The organism is Agrobacterium vitis (assembly GCF_037039395.1).
Classification (GTDB): domain Bacteria; phylum Pseudomonadota; class Alphaproteobacteria; order Rhizobiales; family Rhizobiaceae; genus Allorhizobium; species Allorhizobium vitis_E.
The window spans coordinates 3637132-3657107 of record NZ_CP146242.1 but is presented as its reverse complement, the minus strand read 5'-3'; the positions used below and the strand labels follow the sequence as shown (position 1 = coordinate 3657107).

18 protein-coding genes and 2 pseudogenes are annotated in these 19976 nt (G+C 56.9%); 11 read left to right on the top strand and 9 right to left on the bottom strand.

Annotated features, from left to right (window positions below; translation table 11 throughout):
- Positions 1-38 precede the first annotated feature (38 nt).
- The 3 genes from V6582_RS19445 to V6582_RS19435 all read right to left on the bottom strand — a co-directional run bounded on the left by V6582_RS19445 (position 39) and on the right by V6582_RS19435 (position 3166).
- A complete protein-coding gene (locus V6582_RS19445) occupies positions 39-389 on the bottom strand; it encodes a hypothetical protein (protein ID WP_156630729.1) in 351 nt (116 codons plus the stop codon).
- Positions 389-1858 (bottom strand): Fe-S cluster assembly protein SufB, encoded by a 1470-nt coding sequence (sufB, locus tag V6582_RS19440; RefSeq protein ID WP_156630728.1) that lies wholly within the window; start codon positions 1856-1858, stop codon positions 389-391. Before sufB ends, V6582_RS19445 begins: the two co-directional genes overlap by 1 nt.
- A 144-nt stretch (positions 1859-2002) precedes the next feature.
- The gene (locus tag V6582_RS19435; RefSeq protein ID WP_156630727.1) at positions 2003-3166 is read right to left on the bottom strand and encodes a cysteine desulfurase family protein; all 1164 of its coding nucleotides are present in this window, start codon (positions 3164-3166) and stop codon (positions 2003-2005) included.
- 295 nt (positions 3167-3461) lie between these two features.
- On the opposite strand from V6582_RS19435, the gene V6582_RS19430 reads away from it, so the two are divergent.
- From V6582_RS19430 to V6582_RS19415, 4 genes and pseudogenes are all read left to right on the top strand, one after another.
- On the top strand, positions 3462-4139 hold the full coding sequence (locus V6582_RS19430) for an alpha/beta hydrolase (RefSeq protein WP_156630726.1): 678 nt from the start codon (positions 3462-3464) through the stop codon (positions 4137-4139).
- A 144-nt stretch (positions 4140-4283) separates the two neighbouring features.
- Positions 4284-4908, top strand: a pseudogene (locus V6582_RS19425) (LysE family translocator).
- 141 nt (positions 4909-5049) lie between these two features.
- On the top strand, positions 5050-6624 hold the full coding sequence (locus V6582_RS19420; protein WP_070164729.1) for a DEAD/DEAH box helicase: 1575 nt from the start codon (positions 5050-5052) through the stop codon (positions 6622-6624).
- A gap of 1 nt (position 6625) precedes the next feature.
- A pseudogene (locus V6582_RS19415) lies at positions 6626-7029 on the top strand (NUDIX domain-containing protein).
- On the opposite strand, the gene V6582_RS19410 reads toward V6582_RS19415, so the two are convergent.
- Together V6582_RS19410 and V6582_RS19405 are read right to left on the bottom strand one after the other, a co-directional pair.
- Entirely contained in the window at positions 7021-7866 is an 846-nt protein-coding gene (locus tag V6582_RS19410; protein ID WP_156630725.1) for a DUF2182 domain-containing protein, read from the bottom strand. The pseudogene V6582_RS19415 and the gene V6582_RS19410 overlap by 9 nt on opposite strands.
- Before the next feature lie 5 nt (positions 7867-7871).
- A complete protein-coding gene (locus V6582_RS19405; protein ID WP_197434286.1) occupies positions 7872-9392 on the bottom strand; it encodes a tyrosinase family protein in 1521 nt (506 codons plus the stop codon).
- Between the two features lie 143 nt (positions 9393-9535).
- Here V6582_RS19405 and V6582_RS19400 point away from each other — a divergent pair, with 143 nt between their 5' ends.
- The gene (locus V6582_RS19400; protein WP_156630723.1) at positions 9536-9682 is read left to right on the top strand and encodes a hypothetical protein; all 147 of its coding nucleotides are present in this window, start codon (positions 9536-9538) and stop codon (positions 9680-9682) included.
- 261 nt (positions 9683-9943) lie between these two features.
- Here V6582_RS19400 and V6582_RS19395 read toward each other — a convergent pair whose 3' ends face one another.
- Entirely contained in the window at positions 9944-10288 is a 345-nt protein-coding gene (locus tag V6582_RS19395; protein ID WP_156630722.1) for a TfoX/Sxy family protein, read from the bottom strand.
- Between the two features lie 21 nt (positions 10289-10309).
- Positions 10310-10762 carry a flavin reductase family protein gene (locus tag V6582_RS19390; protein WP_070165128.1) on the bottom strand — a complete coding sequence of 151 codons (453 nt, stop codon included), beginning with the start codon at positions 10760-10762 and terminating at the stop codon, positions 10310-10312.
- Positions 10763-10979: 217 nt separating this feature from the next.
- On the opposite strand from V6582_RS19390, the gene V6582_RS19385 reads away from it, so the two are divergent.
- Positions 10980-12050 carry a branched-chain amino acid ABC transporter substrate-binding protein gene (locus V6582_RS19385; RefSeq protein WP_234889576.1) on the top strand — a complete coding sequence of 357 codons (1071 nt, stop codon included), beginning with the start codon at positions 10980-10982 and terminating at the stop codon, positions 12048-12050.
- Positions 12051-12056: 6 nt separating this feature from the next.
- Here the strand turns inward: V6582_RS19385 and V6582_RS19380 are convergent, their stop codons facing one another.
- Positions 12057-12818 carry an SDR family NAD(P)-dependent oxidoreductase gene (locus V6582_RS19380; protein WP_156630720.1) on the bottom strand — a complete coding sequence of 254 codons (762 nt, stop codon included), beginning with the start codon at positions 12816-12818 and terminating at the stop codon, positions 12057-12059.
- Between the two features lie 193 nt (positions 12819-13011).
- Here V6582_RS19380 and rpe point away from each other — a divergent pair, with 193 nt between their 5' ends.
- The 5 genes from rpe to V6582_RS19355 all read left to right on the top strand — a co-directional run bounded on the left by rpe (position 13012) and on the right by V6582_RS19355 (position 17834).
- Positions 13012-13689 carry a ribulose-phosphate 3-epimerase gene (gene rpe, locus V6582_RS19375; protein WP_156630719.1) on the top strand — a complete coding sequence of 226 codons (678 nt, stop codon included), beginning with the start codon at positions 13012-13014 and terminating at the stop codon, positions 13687-13689.
- Positions 13686-14417: a DUF2259 domain-containing protein gene (locus V6582_RS19370; protein ID WP_156630718.1), complete on the top strand. Its 732-nt coding sequence runs from the start codon at positions 13686-13688 to the stop codon at positions 14415-14417. Before rpe ends, V6582_RS19370 begins: the two co-directional genes overlap by 4 nt.
- 89 nt (positions 14418-14506) lie before the next feature.
- Positions 14507-15808, top strand: a complete 1302-nt coding sequence (gene purB, locus V6582_RS19365) for an adenylosuccinate lyase (RefSeq protein WP_156630717.1) — start codon at positions 14507-14509, stop codon at positions 15806-15808.
- A gap of 227 nt (positions 15809-16035) precedes the next feature.
- Positions 16036-16668 carry a LysE family translocator gene (locus V6582_RS19360; RefSeq protein WP_156630716.1) on the top strand — a complete coding sequence of 211 codons (633 nt, stop codon included), beginning with the start codon at positions 16036-16038 and terminating at the stop codon, positions 16666-16668.
- Between the two features lie 173 nt (positions 16669-16841).
- The gene (locus V6582_RS19355) at positions 16842-17834 is read left to right on the top strand and encodes an Lnb N-terminal periplasmic domain-containing protein (RefSeq protein ID WP_234889575.1); all 993 of its coding nucleotides are present in this window, start codon (positions 16842-16844) and stop codon (positions 17832-17834) included.
- A 68-nt stretch (positions 17835-17902) separates the two neighbouring features.
- Here V6582_RS19355 and ilvD read toward each other — a convergent pair whose 3' ends face one another.
- Entirely contained in the window at positions 17903-19738 is a 1836-nt protein-coding gene (gene ilvD / locus V6582_RS19350) for a dihydroxy-acid dehydratase (protein ID WP_156630714.1), read from the bottom strand.
- Between the last annotated feature and the right edge of the window lie 238 nt (positions 19739-19976).

Below are 19976 nucleotides of genomic sequence, written 5' to 3'. Positions count from 1 at the left end.
GTATATTCAATCTTGCTTCGGCAAGGCATTTCCTGCTCTCAAGGCGCGAAGCTCCGCGTCACGACAATATTTCCGACGATATGCCGGTTAAATTCTTCCAGTTCTTCGGCAGGAACCCATAGTTCCTCATGTTCTCGACCACCAACGACCCGCTTTTCGAATTTCGAAACATAGGTGGAGTCGACTTCAAATTTCGTGACAAAGCCACACCGGGAGCCAACTTTGGTGTTCCAATCCCGCGCAATCTGCGCGGCATAATCCTCATTCGTCACCGGATAAAATATCGGCTGATCTGGCAGACGGGGCGGAAAAGTTTTCCAGCCACTCTCCTCAATCAGCTTCAATTCTTCCAGTCCGACCGGACGAAAAAGTACGATCGTCCGGCTCATCACCCCACGCTACCTTCCAGCGAAATCCCGATCAGTTTCTGCGCTTCGACCGCAAATTCCATCGGCAATTCCTGAATGACTTCGCGTACGAAACCATTGACGATCAGTGCGATGGCGGCTTCCTGGGGAATGCCGCGTTGCAGGCAGTAGAACAGCTGGTCTTCCGAGATTTTCGATGTTGTCGCTTCATGCTCGAACTGAGCCGAAGAGTTCTTCGCCTCGATATAGGGCACGGTATGCGCCCCGCATTTGTCGCCGATCAGCAGGCTGTCGCACTGGGTGAAGTTACGGGCATTTTCAGCCTTGCGATGCGCAGAAACCTGGCCGCGATAGGTATTGCTGGAAAAGCCCGCCGAAATGCCCTTGGAGATGATGCGGCTCGACGTGTTCTTGCCGAGATGGATCATCTTGGTGCCGCTATCGACCTGCTGATGGCCGTTGGAGACGGCAATCGAGTAGAACTCGCCGCGGCTGTCATCGCCGCGCAGAATGCAGGATGGATATTTCCAGGTGATCGCCGATCCGGTTTCGACTTGCGTCCAAGAAATTTTCGAGCGCGCTCCACGGCAATCGCCGCGTTTGGTGACGAAATTATAGATGCCGCCCTTGCCGTCCTTGTCGCCTGGATACCAATTCTGGACGGTGGAATATTTGATTTCGGCATCATCCAGCGCCACAAGCTCGACTACGGCGGCATGCAGCTGGTTTTCATCACGCTGCGGGGCTGTGCAACCTTCCAGATAGGAGACGTAAGCCCCCTCTTCCGCGATGATCAGCGTCCGTTCAAATTGGCCGGTATTTTTCTCGTTGATGCGGAAGTAGGTGGACAATTCCATCGGGCAACGAACACCCTTGGGAATGAACACGAACGAGCCATCGGTAAACACAGCCGAATTCAAGGTTGCGTAATAATTGTCGGTGACCGGTACGACTGTGCCGAGATATTTCTTCACCAGATCGGGATATTCGCGCACGGCTTCCGAAATCGACATGAAGATCACGCCGGCTTTCATCAATTCAGCCTTGAAGGTTGTGACGACCGAAACCGAATCGAACACCGCATCGACAGCGATTTTCGAGGTCTGAACGCCTGCCAGGATTTCCTGCTCACGCAGCGGAATACCCAGCTTTTCATAGACCTTCAAAAGCTCAGGATCGACATCGTCGATCGAGGTCGGGCCAGCCGTGCTTTTCGGCGCGGCATAGTAATAGATGTCGTTGAAGTCGATCTTCGGATAGTCGACACGAGCCCACTCTGGCTCTTCCATCGTCAGCCAACGCTTGTAAGCATCCAGACGCCATTGCAGCATCCAGTCCGGCTCGTTCTTCTTTGCGGAAATGAAACGGACGATGTCTTCCGACAAGCCCTTCGGGGCCTTGTCGACTTCGATCATGGTTTCAAAACCATACTTGTACTGATCGACGTCGATCTGGCGGACCTGATCGATCGTTTCTTGTACGGCAGCCATTAGCGTTCTCCAATCTCGCCGGGTCCAAGGTCCGGCAGCTTGTCAACGTTTCAGCGGGGGATCCGCTCTCATATAGGGAATGGAGATGAGTTTTCACCCCCAAACCTGGGTTTATTCCGCCTTTTCAGGCACTCTTTTCGCGTCTTATGCCGCGTGACCGGCAAGCTGGCGCCGCCCGGCAATCTTGCCGAATATTGACACGACCCGCTCGATATCCTCGGCCGTGGTGGCGGGACCGAGCGATAGCCGCAAGCCGCCAATGCCGGCATCCAGCCCCATTGCCGTCAAAACATGACTCTGTCCAACCTTGCCGGACGAACAGGCCGCTCCGGCGGACAGTGCAACGCCTTCGAGATCAAAGGCGATCTGCCCGGTTTCCGCCTTAAGACCCGGCAGCGTGAAGAAACTCGTATTACCGATACGTGTCTGACCCGCGCCGTGGATCACCAGATCGGGAGCCATGCTGCGCATGCCTGTTTCCAAAGCATCTCGCAAGGCCGCAATCTGTAAATTGCGATTTATCAAGTCTTTTGTAGCATGGTCCGCAGCAGCACCGAAGCCCGCAATTGCGGCAGGGTTCTCCGTGCCGCCGCGATGACCCTTTTCCTGCCCGCCGCCGCGCACCAACGGCTCCGGCATCAGCGCCTCGCCACGAGCCACAACGGCGCCAGCCCCTTTGGGGCCGCCAAGCTTGTGGGCCGATAGAATCAGGAAATCCGCATCCAGGGCCGCAATATCCACCGGGATACGCCCAACCGCCTGGACCGCATCCACCAGCAGCAATCCGCCCCTGGCGTGAACCAGTTGCCCCACCGCTTCGACCGGCTGAATAACCCCGGTTTCATTATTGGCCAGCATGACGGCGACCAGCGGCATGCCCTGATCGGCAGGATGGTCGGCCAGCGCCTGTTCCAGTGCATCGAGATCGATCACGCCCTGCCGGGTCACCGGGATTTCGGTCACACAGTCAGGCGAAAACCGTCCGCCTTGCCGTACGGCAGGATGTTCGATGGCCGAGACATAGGCTCGTCCGATGGGCAGTAGCGAACGGCCCATTCTATAGCGTGGCGACAGGACAAAATTTGCCGCTTCCGTTGCCGTTGAGGTGAAGATGACATTGGCAGGCGCGGCTCCGACAAGTTCCGCCACCTGGCGGCGCGCCTTTTCCACCAGGGTGCGGGCAGCACGGCCTTCGGCGTGAACAGAGGATGGATTGCCCGGCATGGATAAAGCAGCCAGCATGGCATCGCGCGCTTCATTCAGAAGCGGTGCGGTAGCATTCCAGTCCATGTAGATGCGTTCAGCCATGTTTTCTCTGATATGTTCCGCTTTGTTGTGCCGCGATCTTGAACCGGAAGGCGCAAAACCTGCGTATTGTCTTAGATCATGCCCTGTTTTCGGAGAAAATCACGCATCTGCCTTAGAAGATGCATTTTTCTTGAAATTTTCACCCCGACTGTCCTATGACACATTCAATAACACAGCGACCCATAATTTCGAATGGTTCTAAACTGGGTTTTAGAAAAGCTGAGTGCCCCCGTCAAGTCATCTTCTGACGGGTAAGGGCGCGAAGGCAAAAAAACACGCCAAGACCGGAGTATCCATGCCCGAAGTCATTTTCAACGGACCCGCAGGACGTCTAGAGGGCCGCTACCAGCCCTCCAGGGAAAAGAGCGCGCCGATTGCGATCATCCTGCATCCGCATCCGCAATTTGGCGGCACGATGAACAACCAGATCGTCTATCAGTTGTTCTACATGTTCCAGAAACGTGGTTTCACTACCCTGCGCTTCAACTTCCGCAGCATTGGCCGTAGCCAGGGTGAATTCGACCACGGCGCCGGCGAACTGTCCGATGCAGCTTCGGCGCTGGATTGGGTGCAGAGCCTGCATCCCGATTCGAAGAGCTGTTGGGTTGCCGGCTATTCCTTCGGTTCGTGGATCGGCATGCAGCTGTTGATGCGCCGCCCGGAAATCGAAGGTTTTATCTCGGTTGCGCCGCAGCCGAATACCTATGATTTCTCCTTCCTCGCCCCCTGCCCTTCTTCGGGTCTGATCATCCATGGCGATGCCGACAAGGTTGCGCCGGAAAAGGACGTTCAGGGACTGGTGGACAAGCTGAAGACCCAGAAGGGCATTCTGATCACCCAGAAGACCTTGCCCGGCGCCAATCACTTCTTCAACGGCCAGGTCGAAACGCTGATGGCTGAATGCGAAGATTATCTGGATCGCCGCCTGGAAGGCGAACTGGTACCGGAACCAGCCGCCAAGCGGCTGCGCTGATCAGCGCATCTTCTTTTTCCAAATAAAAACGCCGGTTGTTTCAACCGGCTTTTTTTATGGCATAGTCTGTCTGTCAAATTTTATGGCATAGTCTGTCTGTCAAAATCGGCCTCCTGAAGCGCTGGGAATGAAAAGGGGATTGCCATGGATCTGCATTCAATGCTCACCTTTGCGCTGGCCTTTCTGGTGTTTGCCGCCAGTCCCGGTCCCGATAATGTGACGATCATGGCCCGCACTCTTTCCCATGGACCTGCGTCGGGCCTCGCCTATGGCCTGGGTACGTTAACCGGCATCCTGATTTATTTGACGCTTGCGTTTTTCGGCCTGTCTGTGCTGGCGCAGGACATGGGCTGGCTGATGGAGCTTTTGCGCTACGGCGGTGCTGTCTATCTCATCTGGATGGGTATCCGCCTCTGGATGGCAAAGCCTGTGCTGCCGCAGATGGTGCCTATGGAGCGCCGTGGGGCGCTGTTTCCCGTATACCTGACAGGTTTCGCGCTCAATCTCGGCAATCCGAAAAATGCCGCTTTTCTATCTGGCGCTGCTGCCGAATTTCGTGCCCGCATCCTTCGATGCGTCGGCGCTGATCGATATTGTCGCGATCATTCTTGCAGTTGAGACCGTGGTGATCGGCGGCCATGTGTTTCTGGCGGGACGGGCCAGACGCCTCTTGAAAACACCCCGCAGCGTGGCGTTGATCAACCGCACGACCGGAGGTTTTTTGGGCGCTGCCGGGGTGGCTATCCTCGCATCTGGCCGCGGAAATTGAAGTTTCGTTAAGCTTTATGGCGCAGCGAAGGGCCTATTCCTTGACTTTGAGGCGTTTTCGGCCTATCCCGCGCTGGCGTTAACGCCTGTTCGCGGGCGATTCATCTTGAGTTCGCAAGAACGGAACGGAAAACATTTCCCTTTGACCACATTCGCTGACCTTGGCCTGAGCCAAAAAGTTCTTTCCGCTGTAACTGATGCCGGCTACACCGTGCCGACACCGATCCAGGCTGGCGCCATTCCGCCGGCCCTGATGCGCCGCGACATTTGCGGCATTGCCCAGACGGGCACAGGCAAGACGGCGTCCTTCGTACTGCCGATGCTGACATTGCTCGAAAAAGGCCGCGCGCGCGCTCGTATGCCGCGCACGCTGATTATGGAGCCGACGCGCGAACTTGCAGCCCAGGTGGCCGAAAATTTCGAAAAATACGGCAAGAATCACAAGCTCAACATTGCCCTGCTGATCGGCGGCGTTTCGTTCGATGAACAGGACCGCAAGCTGGAACGTGGCGCCGATGTGCTGATCTGCACGCCTGGCCGCCTGCTGGACCATTGCGAGCGCGGCAAGTTGCTGATGACCGGCGTGGAAATTCTCGTCATCGACGAAGCCGACCGCATGCTGGACATGGGTTTCATTCCCGATATCGAGCGCATCGCCAAGCTCATTCCTTTTACCCGTCAGACGCTGTTCTTCTCGGCCACCATGCCGCCGGAAATCCAGAAGCTGGCCGACAAGTTCCTGCAAAATCCGGAACGGATCGAGGTGGCTCCGCCATCTTCGACCGCCAAGACCGTGACGCAGCGGCTGGTGGCCTGCCAGAACAAGGATTATGAAAAGCGCTCCACCCTGCGCGACATCATCCGCGCCCAGGACGATCTGAAGAACGCCATCATCTTCTGCAATCGCAAGAAGGATGTGGCCGATCTGTTCCGCTCGCTGGAGCGTCATGGTTTCTCGGTCGGCGCCCTGCATGGCGACATGGACCAGCGCTCACGTACAAATATGCTGGCTGGCTTCAAGGATAATCAGATTACTCTTCTGGTCGCTTCCGACGTTGCTGCCCGTGGTCTCGATATCCCCGATGTCAGCCACGTGTTCAATTTTGACGTGCCGATTCATGCGGAAGACTATGTCCATCGCATCGGCCGTACCGGCCGCGCTGGTCGCTCCGGGCGTGCCTTCACGCTGGTGACAAAGTCCGATGCGAAATATCTCGACGCGATTGAAAAACTGATCGGTGAAAAGCCAGAATGGCTTGACGGTGATGTCGCCTCTCTGCCGCCTATGGCTGAAGGTGATCGTGATGAGCGCCGTGGCCGTGGTGGCAAGGGTGCTCGTGACAAGAGCGGTAGTGACAGAAGCGGTAGTGAACGGGGCCGTGGCCGGGAACGCTCCAGAGACGGTGCGCGTGACGGTGATCGTGAACATCGCAGCAGTCACAAGCCTGACACGACAGAAGAGCAGATTAGCACCGAAGCGGCTGTAGAAGTCGTCGCAACCAAGGTGGATAGCGTGAAGCAAGAGCGCAAGACAGACAGACGGCCAAGCCAGGGCAACCGCGATTATCGCAATAATCAGGCGCCCAACCCGGCCAATGACGATCAGCGCGAACGCCGCCGCCAGCATTACCGCGACCATGATGACGGCCCGACTCCTGTTGGCTTCGGCGATGATATTCCTGCTTTCATGCTGATCGTTGCCAGTGCCAAAGCCTGACATGCTGCCCGGAATTGATTTTCCGGGTGTCGGTGTTGGCCTTGCCATTCTCAGGGATGGCAAGCTTTTGCTCTACAAGCGAATGCGCCCGCCCGAAGTCGGTTTCTGGAACATTGTCGGCGGCAAGGTCGATGTGCTTGAGCCTGCGGAGCAAGCAGCACGACGTGAAGCCGAAGAAGAAACCGGGCTGACCATCGGCTCCGTGGAATTTGTCGGTGTCAGCGAACAGATCATCGCAGCCGACCGCCAGCACTGGGTCTCACTTCTCTATAAGACCAGCGACATTTCCGGCGACCCGACCTTGACCGAACCGACAAGCTATCGGATTTCGGCTGGTTCGCTCTCGATGACCTGCCGCAGCCTTTATCGGCTTTTACGAAGGCTGTATTGCCGTTTTTACGCTGATTTTTTCCGTATGCCGCTGCTGATCGAACCAATAAAATGCGGCACAGCAGTCGTGTTTGTCCGCCGTAACCCCATCAGCGCCCCCTGACACAACAGGACCGCTCGTCGTGGGACATTCCGGCGAGGGGGACGTCCGGGGCGGAGCCTCTCCGAGACCATGATCGCCGATGCGGCAGCCATAAACAGAAGGTGGTAGTCATGCACGGCGAAGGGCAACACCATCAACGCCCAGCAGGTGCCGACACAAAGCCAGGCCTCTCGCAGGCCGTAGCGTAAGCAATCGCGATCAGCCGCCCAGCCAAACGCGCTCAGACGCGGCGTCCAGTGACAGAGGTTCAAGAAATGCTGTTTCCAGGGCGTGATTTGCCAGAAGGCGACAAGGCTAGCCGCCAGCAGTAGAACAGGCATGTCGGCCATGATGGCTGCAACCCGCAGCAATATGCCCACCGCCACCAGCAGCGGTGCGCACACGGCCCAAAGCCCGCAATAGCTGATGAGGAACAAGCCCAACGAGCGTACTCGCCGCCTCTTGAGGCTACGGTTCCAGATATGCATGATCGGGTCCCGCAAAATCAATGACATCATTGCGATCAGCATGATCATCAGAGACAAGGCGACGCCGGTCACCGACATCATCGATATTTGCACCTGGAACGCGCGCCAACCGCGATCCAGAAGAGCTCCGGAGGCCGAAATACAAAGATCCAGAGCATCATTGCCATGGCTTGTGAAAGCCATGGCGAGCCAGCCGAGGAGGCTGAGAGTAAGCAAGGTGGGCCACGGCGGCTCCTTCAGCAAGGAGACCACGGCCCTGAGCCGAGACAGATTGGGAGCCATGCCGCTTAGCCGGGCTGACGGTAAAGGCTGATGCGTTCGACGGTCACCTTCGCACCCTCTCGCAGAGCCGTACGGGGAACAAGATGGACGCTCAAGCCGCTCTTGGCGATACTGCCACTATGGATCAAGCCGGACAGGAGTCTGGTGATGTCAAGAACCTGCGTCACGCCCCGTCCGCCATGGGAGCTGTCGGTTTTCGACGCATTGCGAACGCCGAATAGGCCGACAGAGCCAGCACGAAGGTCCAGACGGTGAGCATGATCGGCATCATCGGGCAGATTGAGATAGACATCGATCACGAAGCCATCCTGTTGTGCACGAATGTTTTCCAGATTGAGGAAATACCTGTCATGCGGGGCGTCGACACTGCGCAACCCCAAAGCCAACGTCTTCGGTGCAGCGAATAGCGCCGAGGAGGCATCGTCCAGCCGGACCGCCGATGAGGTTTTTTCACCGGACAGGGCAAGAACATCCGCATTCGCCCCGACCAGTTCGGCAGCCTTGGGTGGCGTCACTGCTTTTCCTCCTGTTGCGACAGCCGCCGCCAAAACAGGGGCTTGAGCGACAACGAACTGATCATAGGTATAATCCAGTTTCGGGCTTGTGGTCTCCAGCATATCAGAGGGCTTGTAGTAATACGGCGTTCCATCCGGGTTCGGCACGACGAATTTACGGTCCTGCGGGCCGTTCAACCAGGCCGGATCGACAGGGTTCTTATGCTGTGAGGACGCGGCATTCCATTGCGCCCAAAGCCGGTCGATATTGGCATGGTGCAGCCAGAAAATCGGATCTAGTCCCGCCGTGTCGGGTATGGCCATCAGGCCTGGCAAGGTTTCATCGCCATTATATTCGCCACCGATAGCAATATGGACCACATTGTGAGGCGTGCTTTCCAACAGGCCGAATGTGTCGCTATCGTGGGAAAAGCCCGTCTTGACGCCACCAAATCCGGCGCTACCGCCTGAGGACACACCAGTGAAAATAGGCCACTCCAGTGCCTCCAGGCTCACATCCTCGACAGGCACGATGATCGGTGGCGTTCCTGAGCCGTAGCGCTGCTTGATGTAGAGCGGATTGGGACCACCTTCAAACTCTTCCTGCGCGAAGGCAGGTGGCATCATCCGTGCCTTGGGATTGGTCGTATCGCTGTAGTTCCAATAGGGCATGGCCCAGTCCGCCGGACCTCCCAGCGCGACGATCTGCGCCCGCACAAGCGCTTCAATCGACCAGATATAGCCGCGATGCCAGGGTAGGAAATACCAGCTGCCGTGCTGGCATTGTTTCCAATAGAGATCCTGATCTGCTTGGGACGGCAGGGTCTCACCAGCCGTGTAATATCCGTATTTCGTCCAGAGACTATCGGGATCATCGATATCAATCCCGTGGATCGCAGCCATGAAATTCCAGCTGGTGTTATCGGCCAATGCCTTTTGGCGCAGCTTGCCAACACCCTTGGCATACCAGTAGAGAATTGGATCGCTGAAATCACTACCATTTGCCCATACACTTTTACGAACGTAAACCATATTATCCCCCAGATATTTAAAGAAAAAACGATCAGAAATTTTGGATTTTCCTCCCATAGGCCAAAGCTTCGCCTCCCCCCGCTATCTCGCCGTTGGAGAGGGAAGTGACGTCTTACGGTTGGTGAGGAAAAGGGATCAGCCGAATGGCTTACCCTTATGAACTCGCAGAGAATGGCCTGGCCATTGAATGCGGACCCTTTGGTACATCGTCGGAAATCAGCATCATCATGATGCTTTTGTCTTCAGGTTGTCCGTTGAATTTTGGGAAATTCGAGCTTGATTTTCCGTGATAAAACTTTGGTGAGTGAAGCCATATGAATGATTCTTGCCTTCAAAATCCCCTGGATTTCAAAGAGCGATCGAGTAAATCTTCACGACGTTAAATGCTTCTTTTGGTTGAATATAATAAAATTGCTACTATTGATTTAGATATCCGTCAAGTCGCCTAGCATTCGCGAAAAGACCTTTTTTGGGTGCTTTTTTGTGGCGAAAGCGACAGTCTTCTGGCTACGGCGTCCGGGCGTTTTAAGCGGCAGTTGCCGCGCCGAGGTTCACCTGCTGCGTGTTGAAGCTGAAGGCTTTTTTGCCCTGATACCAGACTCATAGGCCAGCCTTGCCCAGCGTGCCATTTCGTCGGGATCGTCGAACGCGTCTTCCGGCACAGACCAATAGGGCATGGCGACAGGTTTCTTGCCGGGTCGCTGATAGACCCATTGCCGGGCGCCGGCGGCGGCAAACTCTGGCGCCGTCTGCGCGTCGGCTTTCAGCATGATCTCGTCAAAGAGATAAAGCGCGAAAATTACGCCGTGATGATAGATACCCTTGCCACCGAACATACGCCGGATGCTGACCGGACCCAGCGATTGAAACATCTCTTCAATGTCGGCATTGTCCATGATTTGGGTCCATGATCTGGCCTATTCGACGGTGTGAAAACCTCTTTGCAGGTAAAGAAGCGTTGCAGCCTTTTCACCAAGCTTCAGCCCCACCACTTCACCGAACAGGACCGTATGCGTGGCTGTGATTTTCCTGTCGACGACCCGGCAATCATAGGCGGCGATGGCGCCGGTCAGCAGCGGTGCGCCGGTAACCATCTGCTCCCAGGTGCCGAGCGCAAAGCGCTCTTCGCTCGATAGCTTGCCAAAACCGGCGAAAGCTCCGGCCAGGTCCTGATGATGAGCGGCCAGCGTGTTCAGGGCAAAGCAGTCGCTTTCGAAGAAAGGCTTGTTGCTTTCATTCTGATTGTTGATGCAGGCCAGCACCATCGGCGGCTGATCGGAAACCGAGCAGGCAGCAGTGATGGTCGTGCCTCTGGCGACGCCTTGAAATTCCGTGGTGACGATCTGCACATGGCCTGCATAGCGGCTCATCGCTTCACGATAGTCCAAAGGATCGATAGCCACGCTGCACTCCCTGCCAATTTGCCTGTCAAGAATGGCTATAGAACAAGATATGCAAAACTGTGAAGCAGTTTTACCAAACCATCACGCTCGGGCCGCATCCTGGCGCGGCGACCGAGACATTTTCATTCCCTTGCCGTTGCGATATCGCTAAGGTAACTGAAAATTCATGATGATCCGGAATGAAATGATATTACGTGTTTTTTCACTGCTGTTCGGCATGGGCTATGCATTCGTAGCGCCGGGTGCGTTTGCGCTTACCATCGGTCTGGTTGCGCCACAGGGCGGGCCTTATGCTGTTCTTGGTCAGCAGATGCGGGCGGGGGCAGACGCTGCGGCAAAGCAAAGCGGCGATACGCTGACGCTGATTGACGAGCCATGCGCCACGGGCACCGGCCCGGCGATTGCCGACAAGCTTGTGGCGGCAAAGGTCGATGCGGCGATCGGTTTTCTGTGCAGTGAAAGCCTGGATGGTTTGCTGGCCAAGCTTGGTCCGGCCGGTATTCCGGCGGTGACGCTTTCGGTGCGCTGGCCCACCGTTATGGAAGATGCCTTGAAGAACCAATGGCCACTCTTTCGTCTGGCGCCCAGCACCAAAGCGGAAAGTGAAAAGCTGGTGGAGGTAATCGTCAGCCAATGGGCCGGAACGGCCTTTGCTCTTCTCGATGATGGCACGATCCGCAGCCGTGAACTGGTGGAAGCCATCCGCGTGTCGCTGGAGCAGCGCGGCATGAAACCGGTTTTCACCGATACCTACCGCCCGGCCCAGGAGCAACAGATTGCCCTGGTGCGGCGCTTGAAGAAGACGGGCGCGACCAATGTCTTCATCGGCGGTGACCGCAGCGATGTCTCAATCATCGCACGCGATGCCAAAGCCGAGAATATTCCCCTGACGCTGATGGGTGGCGAGGCAATGAGGGCGGTGGACCGGCCCGTGCCGCTGCAAGATGGCGTATTGGCCGTAATAACGCCTGATTATGCCAGAATGCCGAGCGCCCAGAAGGCGGTTGATGCGCTACGAACACAGGGTAGCGCAGCGGATGGCTATGCCCTGCCCGCCTTTGCCAGCGTCCAGTTTCTGCATGCCGCGGCAGCATTGAACGAACCGTCATTGTCTGAGGCCATCAGCAAGACCAAGGCTGACACCGCCATCGGTTTGCTATCATTTACAGACGGCCATGAACTCAGCGACAATCCGTTTCAATTGCAGGAATGGCGGGACGGTGGTTTTCAGCCGCCGCGTCCGCTCAGCGAATAGCGTTACCTATTCGTAAGGCCAGACTGGCCGTGTAAACAGGCCACCATCGACCCAGAGCGTTTGCCCGGTGACGAAGGCTGCTGCCTCACTGGCGAGATAGAGCACGGGACCGGCAATATCCTGCGGTGTCCCCACCCGGCGCAGCGGCGTAACCTTGCCCCAGACTTCGCCATAGTCGGGCGCTTCCTCATAGGTTCGTTCCGTGGCAATGGCACCGGGCGCGACACAATTCACTCTGATGCCATGCGGCCCCAGTTCTACTGCCGCAACCTTGGTGAATTGCTCGACCCCGCCCTTGGAGGCGGTGTAATCAACCAGGTTCGGGAAGGCCAGCTTGTTGCAGCCAGAGCCGATATTGACGATGGCGCCACCGTTTCCAGCCGCCACCATCCGGCTTGCCGCCGCCTTGGTATTGAGAAATGTGCCGGTCAGATTGGTGCGGATCACCCGGTTCCAGTCTTTTTCAGAGAGATCGAGCAGACTGGACCAAGTCTGCACACCGGCATTGTTGACCAGGACAGCCGGACTTGTCTTGGCCCAGGCACAGGCCTGATTGAAGAATTGCTCGACGGCGTCTCCGTCTCCGACATCGGCGGAAAGCGCCAGCACGTTGCGGCCCTGTTGCTCCATCAGGGATACCAGGCTTTTGGCCGGTGCATCGTCGCCGAGATAGCTGAAGGCGACCGTATCGCCCAGACCGGCAAAAGCCTGGACCAATTGGCGCCCTATGCCCGTGCTGCCGCCGGTGATGATCACAAACCTGCCCATATTTCCTCCCATAGGTCATGTCAAAGCATTCATAACCCGGCTGTCGCACCCATCCAAGGCCGGATCATGATCACCCGCAAAGCGGCTGTAAAATCAACCGAACTTCGCAGTCCGGGCCACAGGAAAGGTTGTCGCGCTAATGCGGGAATGCTATGAGCGGCACGACATCCGCTATTTCGAAAGAATGAGATAAATGACACCTCCGCTACTGATCGCCCCTTCGATCCTCGCCGCCAATTTTTCCCGGCTGGGGGCTGAAGTGGCCGACGTGGTGGAGGCGGGCGCCGACTGGATTCATCTCGATGTGATGGATGGCCATTTCGTGCCGAATATCTCTTTCGGCCCGGCGGTTATCAAGGCATTGCGGCCCCATACCAAAGCGGTGTTCGACTGCCACCTGATGATTGCCCCTGCCGATCCGTTCCTGGCTGCCTTTGCCGATGCGGGATGTGATTACATCACCGTCCATGCCGAAGCCGGGCCGCATTTGCATCGCTCCCTGCAAACCATTCGCGCACTCGGCAAGAAAGCTGGCGTATCGATCAATCCGGCCACGCCGGTTTCCATGCTGGAAAATGTCATCGATGATGTCGATCTGATCCTGATCATGAGTGTCAACCCTGGTTTTGGCGGACAGAGTTTTATTCCAGCTGCGGCGGGTAAAATCGTCCAAGCGCGGGCGCTGATTGGCGACAGGCCAATTGCGCTGGAAGTGGATGGCGGCATTACCGTGGAAACTGCGCCGATTGCCACAAAGGCCGGTGCCAATGTGCTGGTGGCAGGATCTGCCATCTACAAGGGCCAGGGTGTCGATGCCTATCGCGAAACGGTGAAGGCACTGCGCCATGCCGCTGAAGGAGGCCGGTCTTGAAACTCCACTGGCTTTCCGCAGCCATGGTTGCCGTGGGCAGCCTTGCCGCCCTGCCCGCTACGGCAGGCGATATCGCCGCTGTTCGCCCTATCGGTTTTTCTTCCGACGGGTCCGTCTTCGCTTTTGAGGAATATGGCGTGCAGAGCGGCGGCAACACGCCCTATTCGAATATTTTTGCCATAGACCTCAATAACAATACCTTCCTGCCGGATACGCCGGTGCGCCTGCGCGGTGATGACGACAAGGCCAGCATGGCCACGATCCGCAAGCAGAGCATGGATCAGGTGGCAAAAACCGTTCAGGACCGTGGCCTGCTGGACCATCCGGGCGAAGTGGTGGCCTTCAATCCCTTGAGCGAGGTTGGCGTCGATCCGCATGTGCTCAGCTACCGTGTCCACGCCTCCCAGCCGACCGTCGGTGAGCCTAATACGCTGACGCTGGAAGAGCTGGACGAAGGCGCCCCTGCCGCCTGCAAGGACCAGGTACAGACCATCAAGGGCTTTCGCCTGAAGATGACGCAAATCAACGGCGCCAAGCAGGATAAGGTGGTCTATGAAGACGGCCATGTGCCCGCCAGCCGCCGTTGTCCGACCGGATACAGGCTGGGGGGCGTCGTCACCTATCAGGTTCCCGGTGGCAATGTGGTGCAGATCGCCCTGGTCCTGGTCATGAACCCCTCCTCCGAAGGCTCCGACGGGCGTTGGCTCGCCGTGCCAATCAAGCCCTGACACCATCCTTTCTCGCCGTCGCCGTTGAGATCGGCTGCCATGTTTGCTATGGGGCGGCATAGGTTATTCATGCAAGAAAGATCAAGCCGATGATCCCGCGTTATTCCCGGCCAGAAATGGTCGCCATCTGGTCGCCCGAAACCAAATTCCGCATCTGGTTCGAGATCGAGGCCCATGCCTGCGACGCGCTGGCCGAGCTGGGTGTGATCCCGAAGGACGCCGCCAAAACCATCTGGGAAAAGGGCGGCGCTGCTGAATTCAGTGTGGCCCGCATCGACGAGATCGAAGCTGTCACCAAGCATGACGTGATTGCCTTCCTCACCCATCTGGCCGAATTCATCGGCCCCGACAGCCGGTTCGTGCATCAGGGCATGACCTCTTCCGACGTGCTGGACACCACCTTCAACATTCAACTGGTCCGCGCAGCCGATCTGCTGCTGGCTGATATGGACCGCGTGCTGGCCGCACTGAAAACCCGCGCCTTTGAGCACAAGGATTCAGTGCGCATTGGCCGCAGCCATGGCATTCATGCCGAACCCACCACCATGGGGCTGACCTTTGCCCGGTTTTACGCCGAAATGGAGCGCAACCGCGCCCGTCTCGTCAACGCCCGCGCTGAAATTGCCACGGGCGCCATCTCCGGCGCCGTCGGCACCTTCGCCAATATCGACCCCAGCGTCGAGGAACATGTCTGCGAAAAGCTCGGCCTGGTACCGGAGCCGGTCTCGACGCAGGTCATCCCGCGCGACCGTCATGCGATGTTCTTCGCCACTTTGGGCGTGATTGCCTCGTCGATTGAAAACGTCGCCATCGAAATCCGCCACATGCAGCGCACCGAGGTGCTGGAAGCCGAAGAGTTCTTCTCTCCGGGCCAGAAGGGCTCATCGGCCATGCCCCACAAGCGCAACCCGGTGCTGACCGAAAACCTCACCGGCCTCGCCCGCCTCGTGCGCATGTCGGTTGTCCCCGCCATGGAAAACGTGGCGCTGTGGCACGAACGCGACATCAGCCATTCCAGCGTTGAACGCGCCATTGGCCCCGACACCACCATCACGCTCGATTTCGCCCTGAACCGTTTGGCAGGCGTTGTTGAAAAGCTGGTAATCTACCCGGAAAACATGTTGAAAAACATGAACAAATTCCGAGGTCTCGTGATGAGCCAGCGCGTGCTGCTGGCGCTGACCCAAGCTGGCGTCTCCCGCGAAGACAGCTACCGCCTCGTGCAGCGCAACGCCATGAAGGTCTGGGAACAGGGCAAGGACTTTTTGGAAGAACTGCTTGGAGATGCCGAAGTGCGGGCAGCGCTAAGCGAAGAGCAGATCCGTGAGAAGTTTGACCTCGGGTATCACACCAAGCATGTCGATACGATTTTCAAGCGGGTTTTTGGCTGAAAGAGACCTGAGCAGCGCTGAATTTTAATGGCATTATTTTGGATCATGTCACCCTCAGGCTTATCTTGAGGGTGACACCTTCGATAGCATTTCGACGTTAGCAGATGCTCGGCACACGGCGGAGCATGACCTATAAGGTGATTGAGGCCTTAACCTCAAAAACGGATTGCATTCAACGTCGCGGATGATAATCAACAATTCCGGCTCCACTATATCGAGGGAATATTATGCCGGATTTTTCTACATTCATGCTTTTTGCGGCGGCCTCATTGGTTCTCACAGCAACTCCCGGCCCGGATATGTTGCTCATTGCCTCGCGCAGTGTTAGCCAGGGCCGGTCGGCTGGATTTCTGACATATGCGGGCATCGCCTTTGGCTGCTATTGTCACGCAACGGCCGCTGCCCTTGGACTATCGCAACTTTTCCTCACCGTTCCCGTCGCCTATGAGATAGTGCGTTGGGCGGGCTGCATCTATCTGCTGTACCTTGCCTATAAGACGATACGGTCGCAAGGAACTGACTTCGCTCCTCAATCGTCACTCAAGCGCCTCTCTGGCAAGCGCATTTTTACCGAAGGTCTTGCGACCAATCTTCTCAATCCGAAAATGGCGCTTTTCGTTCTTGCCCTGTTTCCGCAATTCGTGAATCCGGAACAAGGCTCCCTGCTCGTGCAAATGCTGTTGCTTGCCACAGTTTTGAATGTCATCGGAATGTTGGTGAATGGCGTGGTTATCGTCCTCGGCAGCCGGATACGCAGCCGTCTTTCATCAATGCGCCGCTTTCCAAAACTGCCCCAATATCTTCTCGCGACCGTCTTTACGGGCTTGGCCTGCCGCCTAGCTCTGGGGACGAGAAACTGAAAATGGCAGGGTTCACTGATGCATTCTGAACGTCATTCTTTACGACCTCCACGAGCATGCCACGCTCTATTCTTCTCCCGTTCTGAGCATTGTTAAAACGCACTCGCTCGCTATATTCTTGACCATTATCAGTCAGGTACGCGGATAAGCGCCGTGAAAAAATGGAATGCGGCATGAGACTTCTTCTTCGTTTTGTCAGTGTGATCCTTCTTTCTGTTCTGGTTCTGGCAGCAATCATTGCGACAGGCTGGATTGCTCTGGCGCTTTGGTATCGCACTCCCGGGCCGGAATATGTTCGCGGAGCGGCGGCTGGGCTTTGGCTGGTGTTTGTTCTTGCCATCATCTCGTTGGGCCGAAAATCACTGCTCGCATCGGTCGGCCTTTTTGTGCTGAGCCTAGTCGTCGTCGGCCTTTGGTGGCAGTCGATCAAGCCGAGCCTTGACCGGGACTGGGCGACGGATGTGTCGAGGACAGTCACCGGGAGCGTTGAGAACAACATCGTGACGCTCCAGAATGTGCGCAACTTCAACTGGACAAGCGACACGGTTGCCGATGCCAAGTGGGAGACGCGGCAATACGATCTCAACAAGCTGAATGAAGCCGATATGGTCCTGTCCTATTGGGGCATGGATGCCATTGCCCATACGCTGATCAGTTTCGGGTTTGAGGATGGTCAGCGCGTGGTGTTCTCGGTGGAAACACGCCGCGAGAAGACTGAATCCTATTCGTCGATTGCAGGCTTTTTCAAAACCTACGAACTGGCTTTCCTCGCCGCCGATGAGCGGGACATTCTCTATCTCCGCACCAATATGCGCAAAGAAGACACCTATCTTTACCCGCTGGATATTCCCAAACAGGCCATGAGGGCCTTGTTTCTGAACTACGTGAACTCGGCAGATCAGCTTGCCAAACAGCCCAAATTCTACGACACAATCACCACCAATTGCACCACAGTGGTGTTTGATCTTGCCCGCCAGATTGAGCCAGGCATTCCAACGGATTACCGCGTTTTGCTGTCGGGCTACCTGCCCGGCTATCTTGCAGAGCATGGAGCCTCGGTCTGGAAGCTGCCGGAACCGGAATTGCGCGCCCGCGCCGCCATCAGCGCCAAAGCGCAGGCTGCGGGGAATTCACCGCCTGATTATTCCAGTGTGATCAGGCAGTAGGCCGCTTCAAATAAAAAAGCCTCTTTCCGAATGACGGAAAGAGGCTTGATGACAAATTAATTCCGTCGTTACTCAGGCAATTTCCGCACAGCACCCAAATCAGCCGACGTCGCAAACGCAGCATAGGCTTTCAGCGCTGTTGTCACCTTGCGCTTGCGGTGTTCAGCAGGCTTCCAGCCAGCGGCATCCTGTGAGACGCGGCGGGCGGCGAGCTCGCCTTCGGACAGCATCAGTTCAATGGTGCGGTTCGGGATGTCGATGGCGATGGTGTCGCCGTTGCGCACCAGGCCGATGGTGCCGCCATTGGCGGCTTCTGGCGAGACGTGGCCGATGGACAGGCCCGATGTGCCGCCGGAGAAACGGCCGTCGGTGATCAGAGCGCAGGCCTTGCCGAGGCCCTTGGATTTCAGGTAGCTGGTCGGGTACAGCATTTCCTGCATGCCCGGGCCGCCCTTCGGTCCTTCGTAGCGGATGACCACGACATCGCCTGCCACGACCTCATTGCTGAGAATGGCTTTTACCGCCGAATCCTGGCTTTCATAGACCTTGGCCGGACCGGTAAATTTCAGGATGCTTTCATCGACACCAGCGGTTTTGACGATGCAGCCATCCAAGGCGATATTGCCCTTCAACACCGCCAGGCCGCCATCTTTGGAGAACGGCTTTTCAACCGAGCGGATCACGCCATTTTCGCGGTCCGTGTCCAGCTCATCCCAACGGGACGATTGCGAAAACGCCACCTGCGTCGGTACGCCGCCGGGAGCGGCGCGGAAGAACTCGCGCACACTCTCGGAATTGGTGCGGGTAATGTCCCAGCGGTCGATGGCATCGCCCAGCGTTGGAGCGTGAACGGTCGGGCAATCGCGGTTGATCAACCCACCGCGATCCAATTCGCCGAGAATGCGCATGATGCCGCCAGCGCGGTGTACGTCTTCCATATGCACATCCTGCTTGGCAGGTGCGACCTTGGACAGGCACGGCACGCGGCGCGACAGCTGGTCAATGTCGTCAAGATTGAAATCAATCTCACCTTCATATGCAGCAGCCAGAATATGCAGCACGGTATTGGTGGAGCCACCCATGGCAATGTCCAGCGCCATGGCGTTTTCAAACGCCTGCTTGGAGGCGATGTTGCGTGGCAGCACGTTTTCATCGTCCTGCTCATAGTAGCGGCGGGTAATGTCAACGATCAGATGACCCGCCTCGACAAACAACCGCTTGCGATCCGAATGCGTCGCCAGCGTCGAACCATTGCCGGGCAAGGACAGGCCGAGTGCTTCGGTCAGACAGTTCATGGAATTGGCGGTGAACATGCCCGAGCAGGACCCGCATGTCGGACAGGCCGAACGCTCGATGGTCGCCACGTCCTCGTCGGAAATCTTGTCGTCCGCAGCGGCGACCATGGCATCCACCAGATCAAGCGCCACCTTCTTGCCATGCATAACGACTTTGCCCGCTTCCATCGGACCACCGGAAACGAACACGGTCGGGATGTTCAGGCGCAACGAGGCCATCAGCATGCCGGGGGTGATCTTGTCACAGTTGGAAATGCAGACCATGGCATCGGCGCAATGGGCATTGACCATATATTCAACGCTATCGGCGATTATTTCGCGTGATGGCAGCGAATAGAGCATGCCATCATGGCCCATGGCGATGCCGTCATCGACAGCGATGGTGTTGAATTCCTTGGCAACGCCGCCAGCCGCTTCGATTTCGCGGGCCACGAGCTGGCCCAGATCCTTGAGATGCACATGGCCGGGCACGAATTGCGTGAAGGAGTTGACCACGGCAATGATCGGCTTGCCGAAATCGCCATCCTTCATGCCGGTGGCGCGCCAAAGGCCGCGCGCGCCTGCCATGTTGCGGCCATGGGTCGTGGTTCTTGAGCGATAGGCTGGCATGGATGTCACCTCGATACTATTTTATTGCGCCGGAAACGCGCCGAATTTTGCAATTTATCTACGGCAGTCGGGCCTTTGTGTCACTATCAGCATGGTCGAAAACGGTACGCTCGCGGCTGGGGGAAAGAACGACATGGTAGCGGCGCACAACAATGTGAAGTCAACAACCAATCAAATCGGTCTGTCATCGTAACTTTTTCGATCTATTTGCCGTATTCAATCGTAGACCAATCATAAT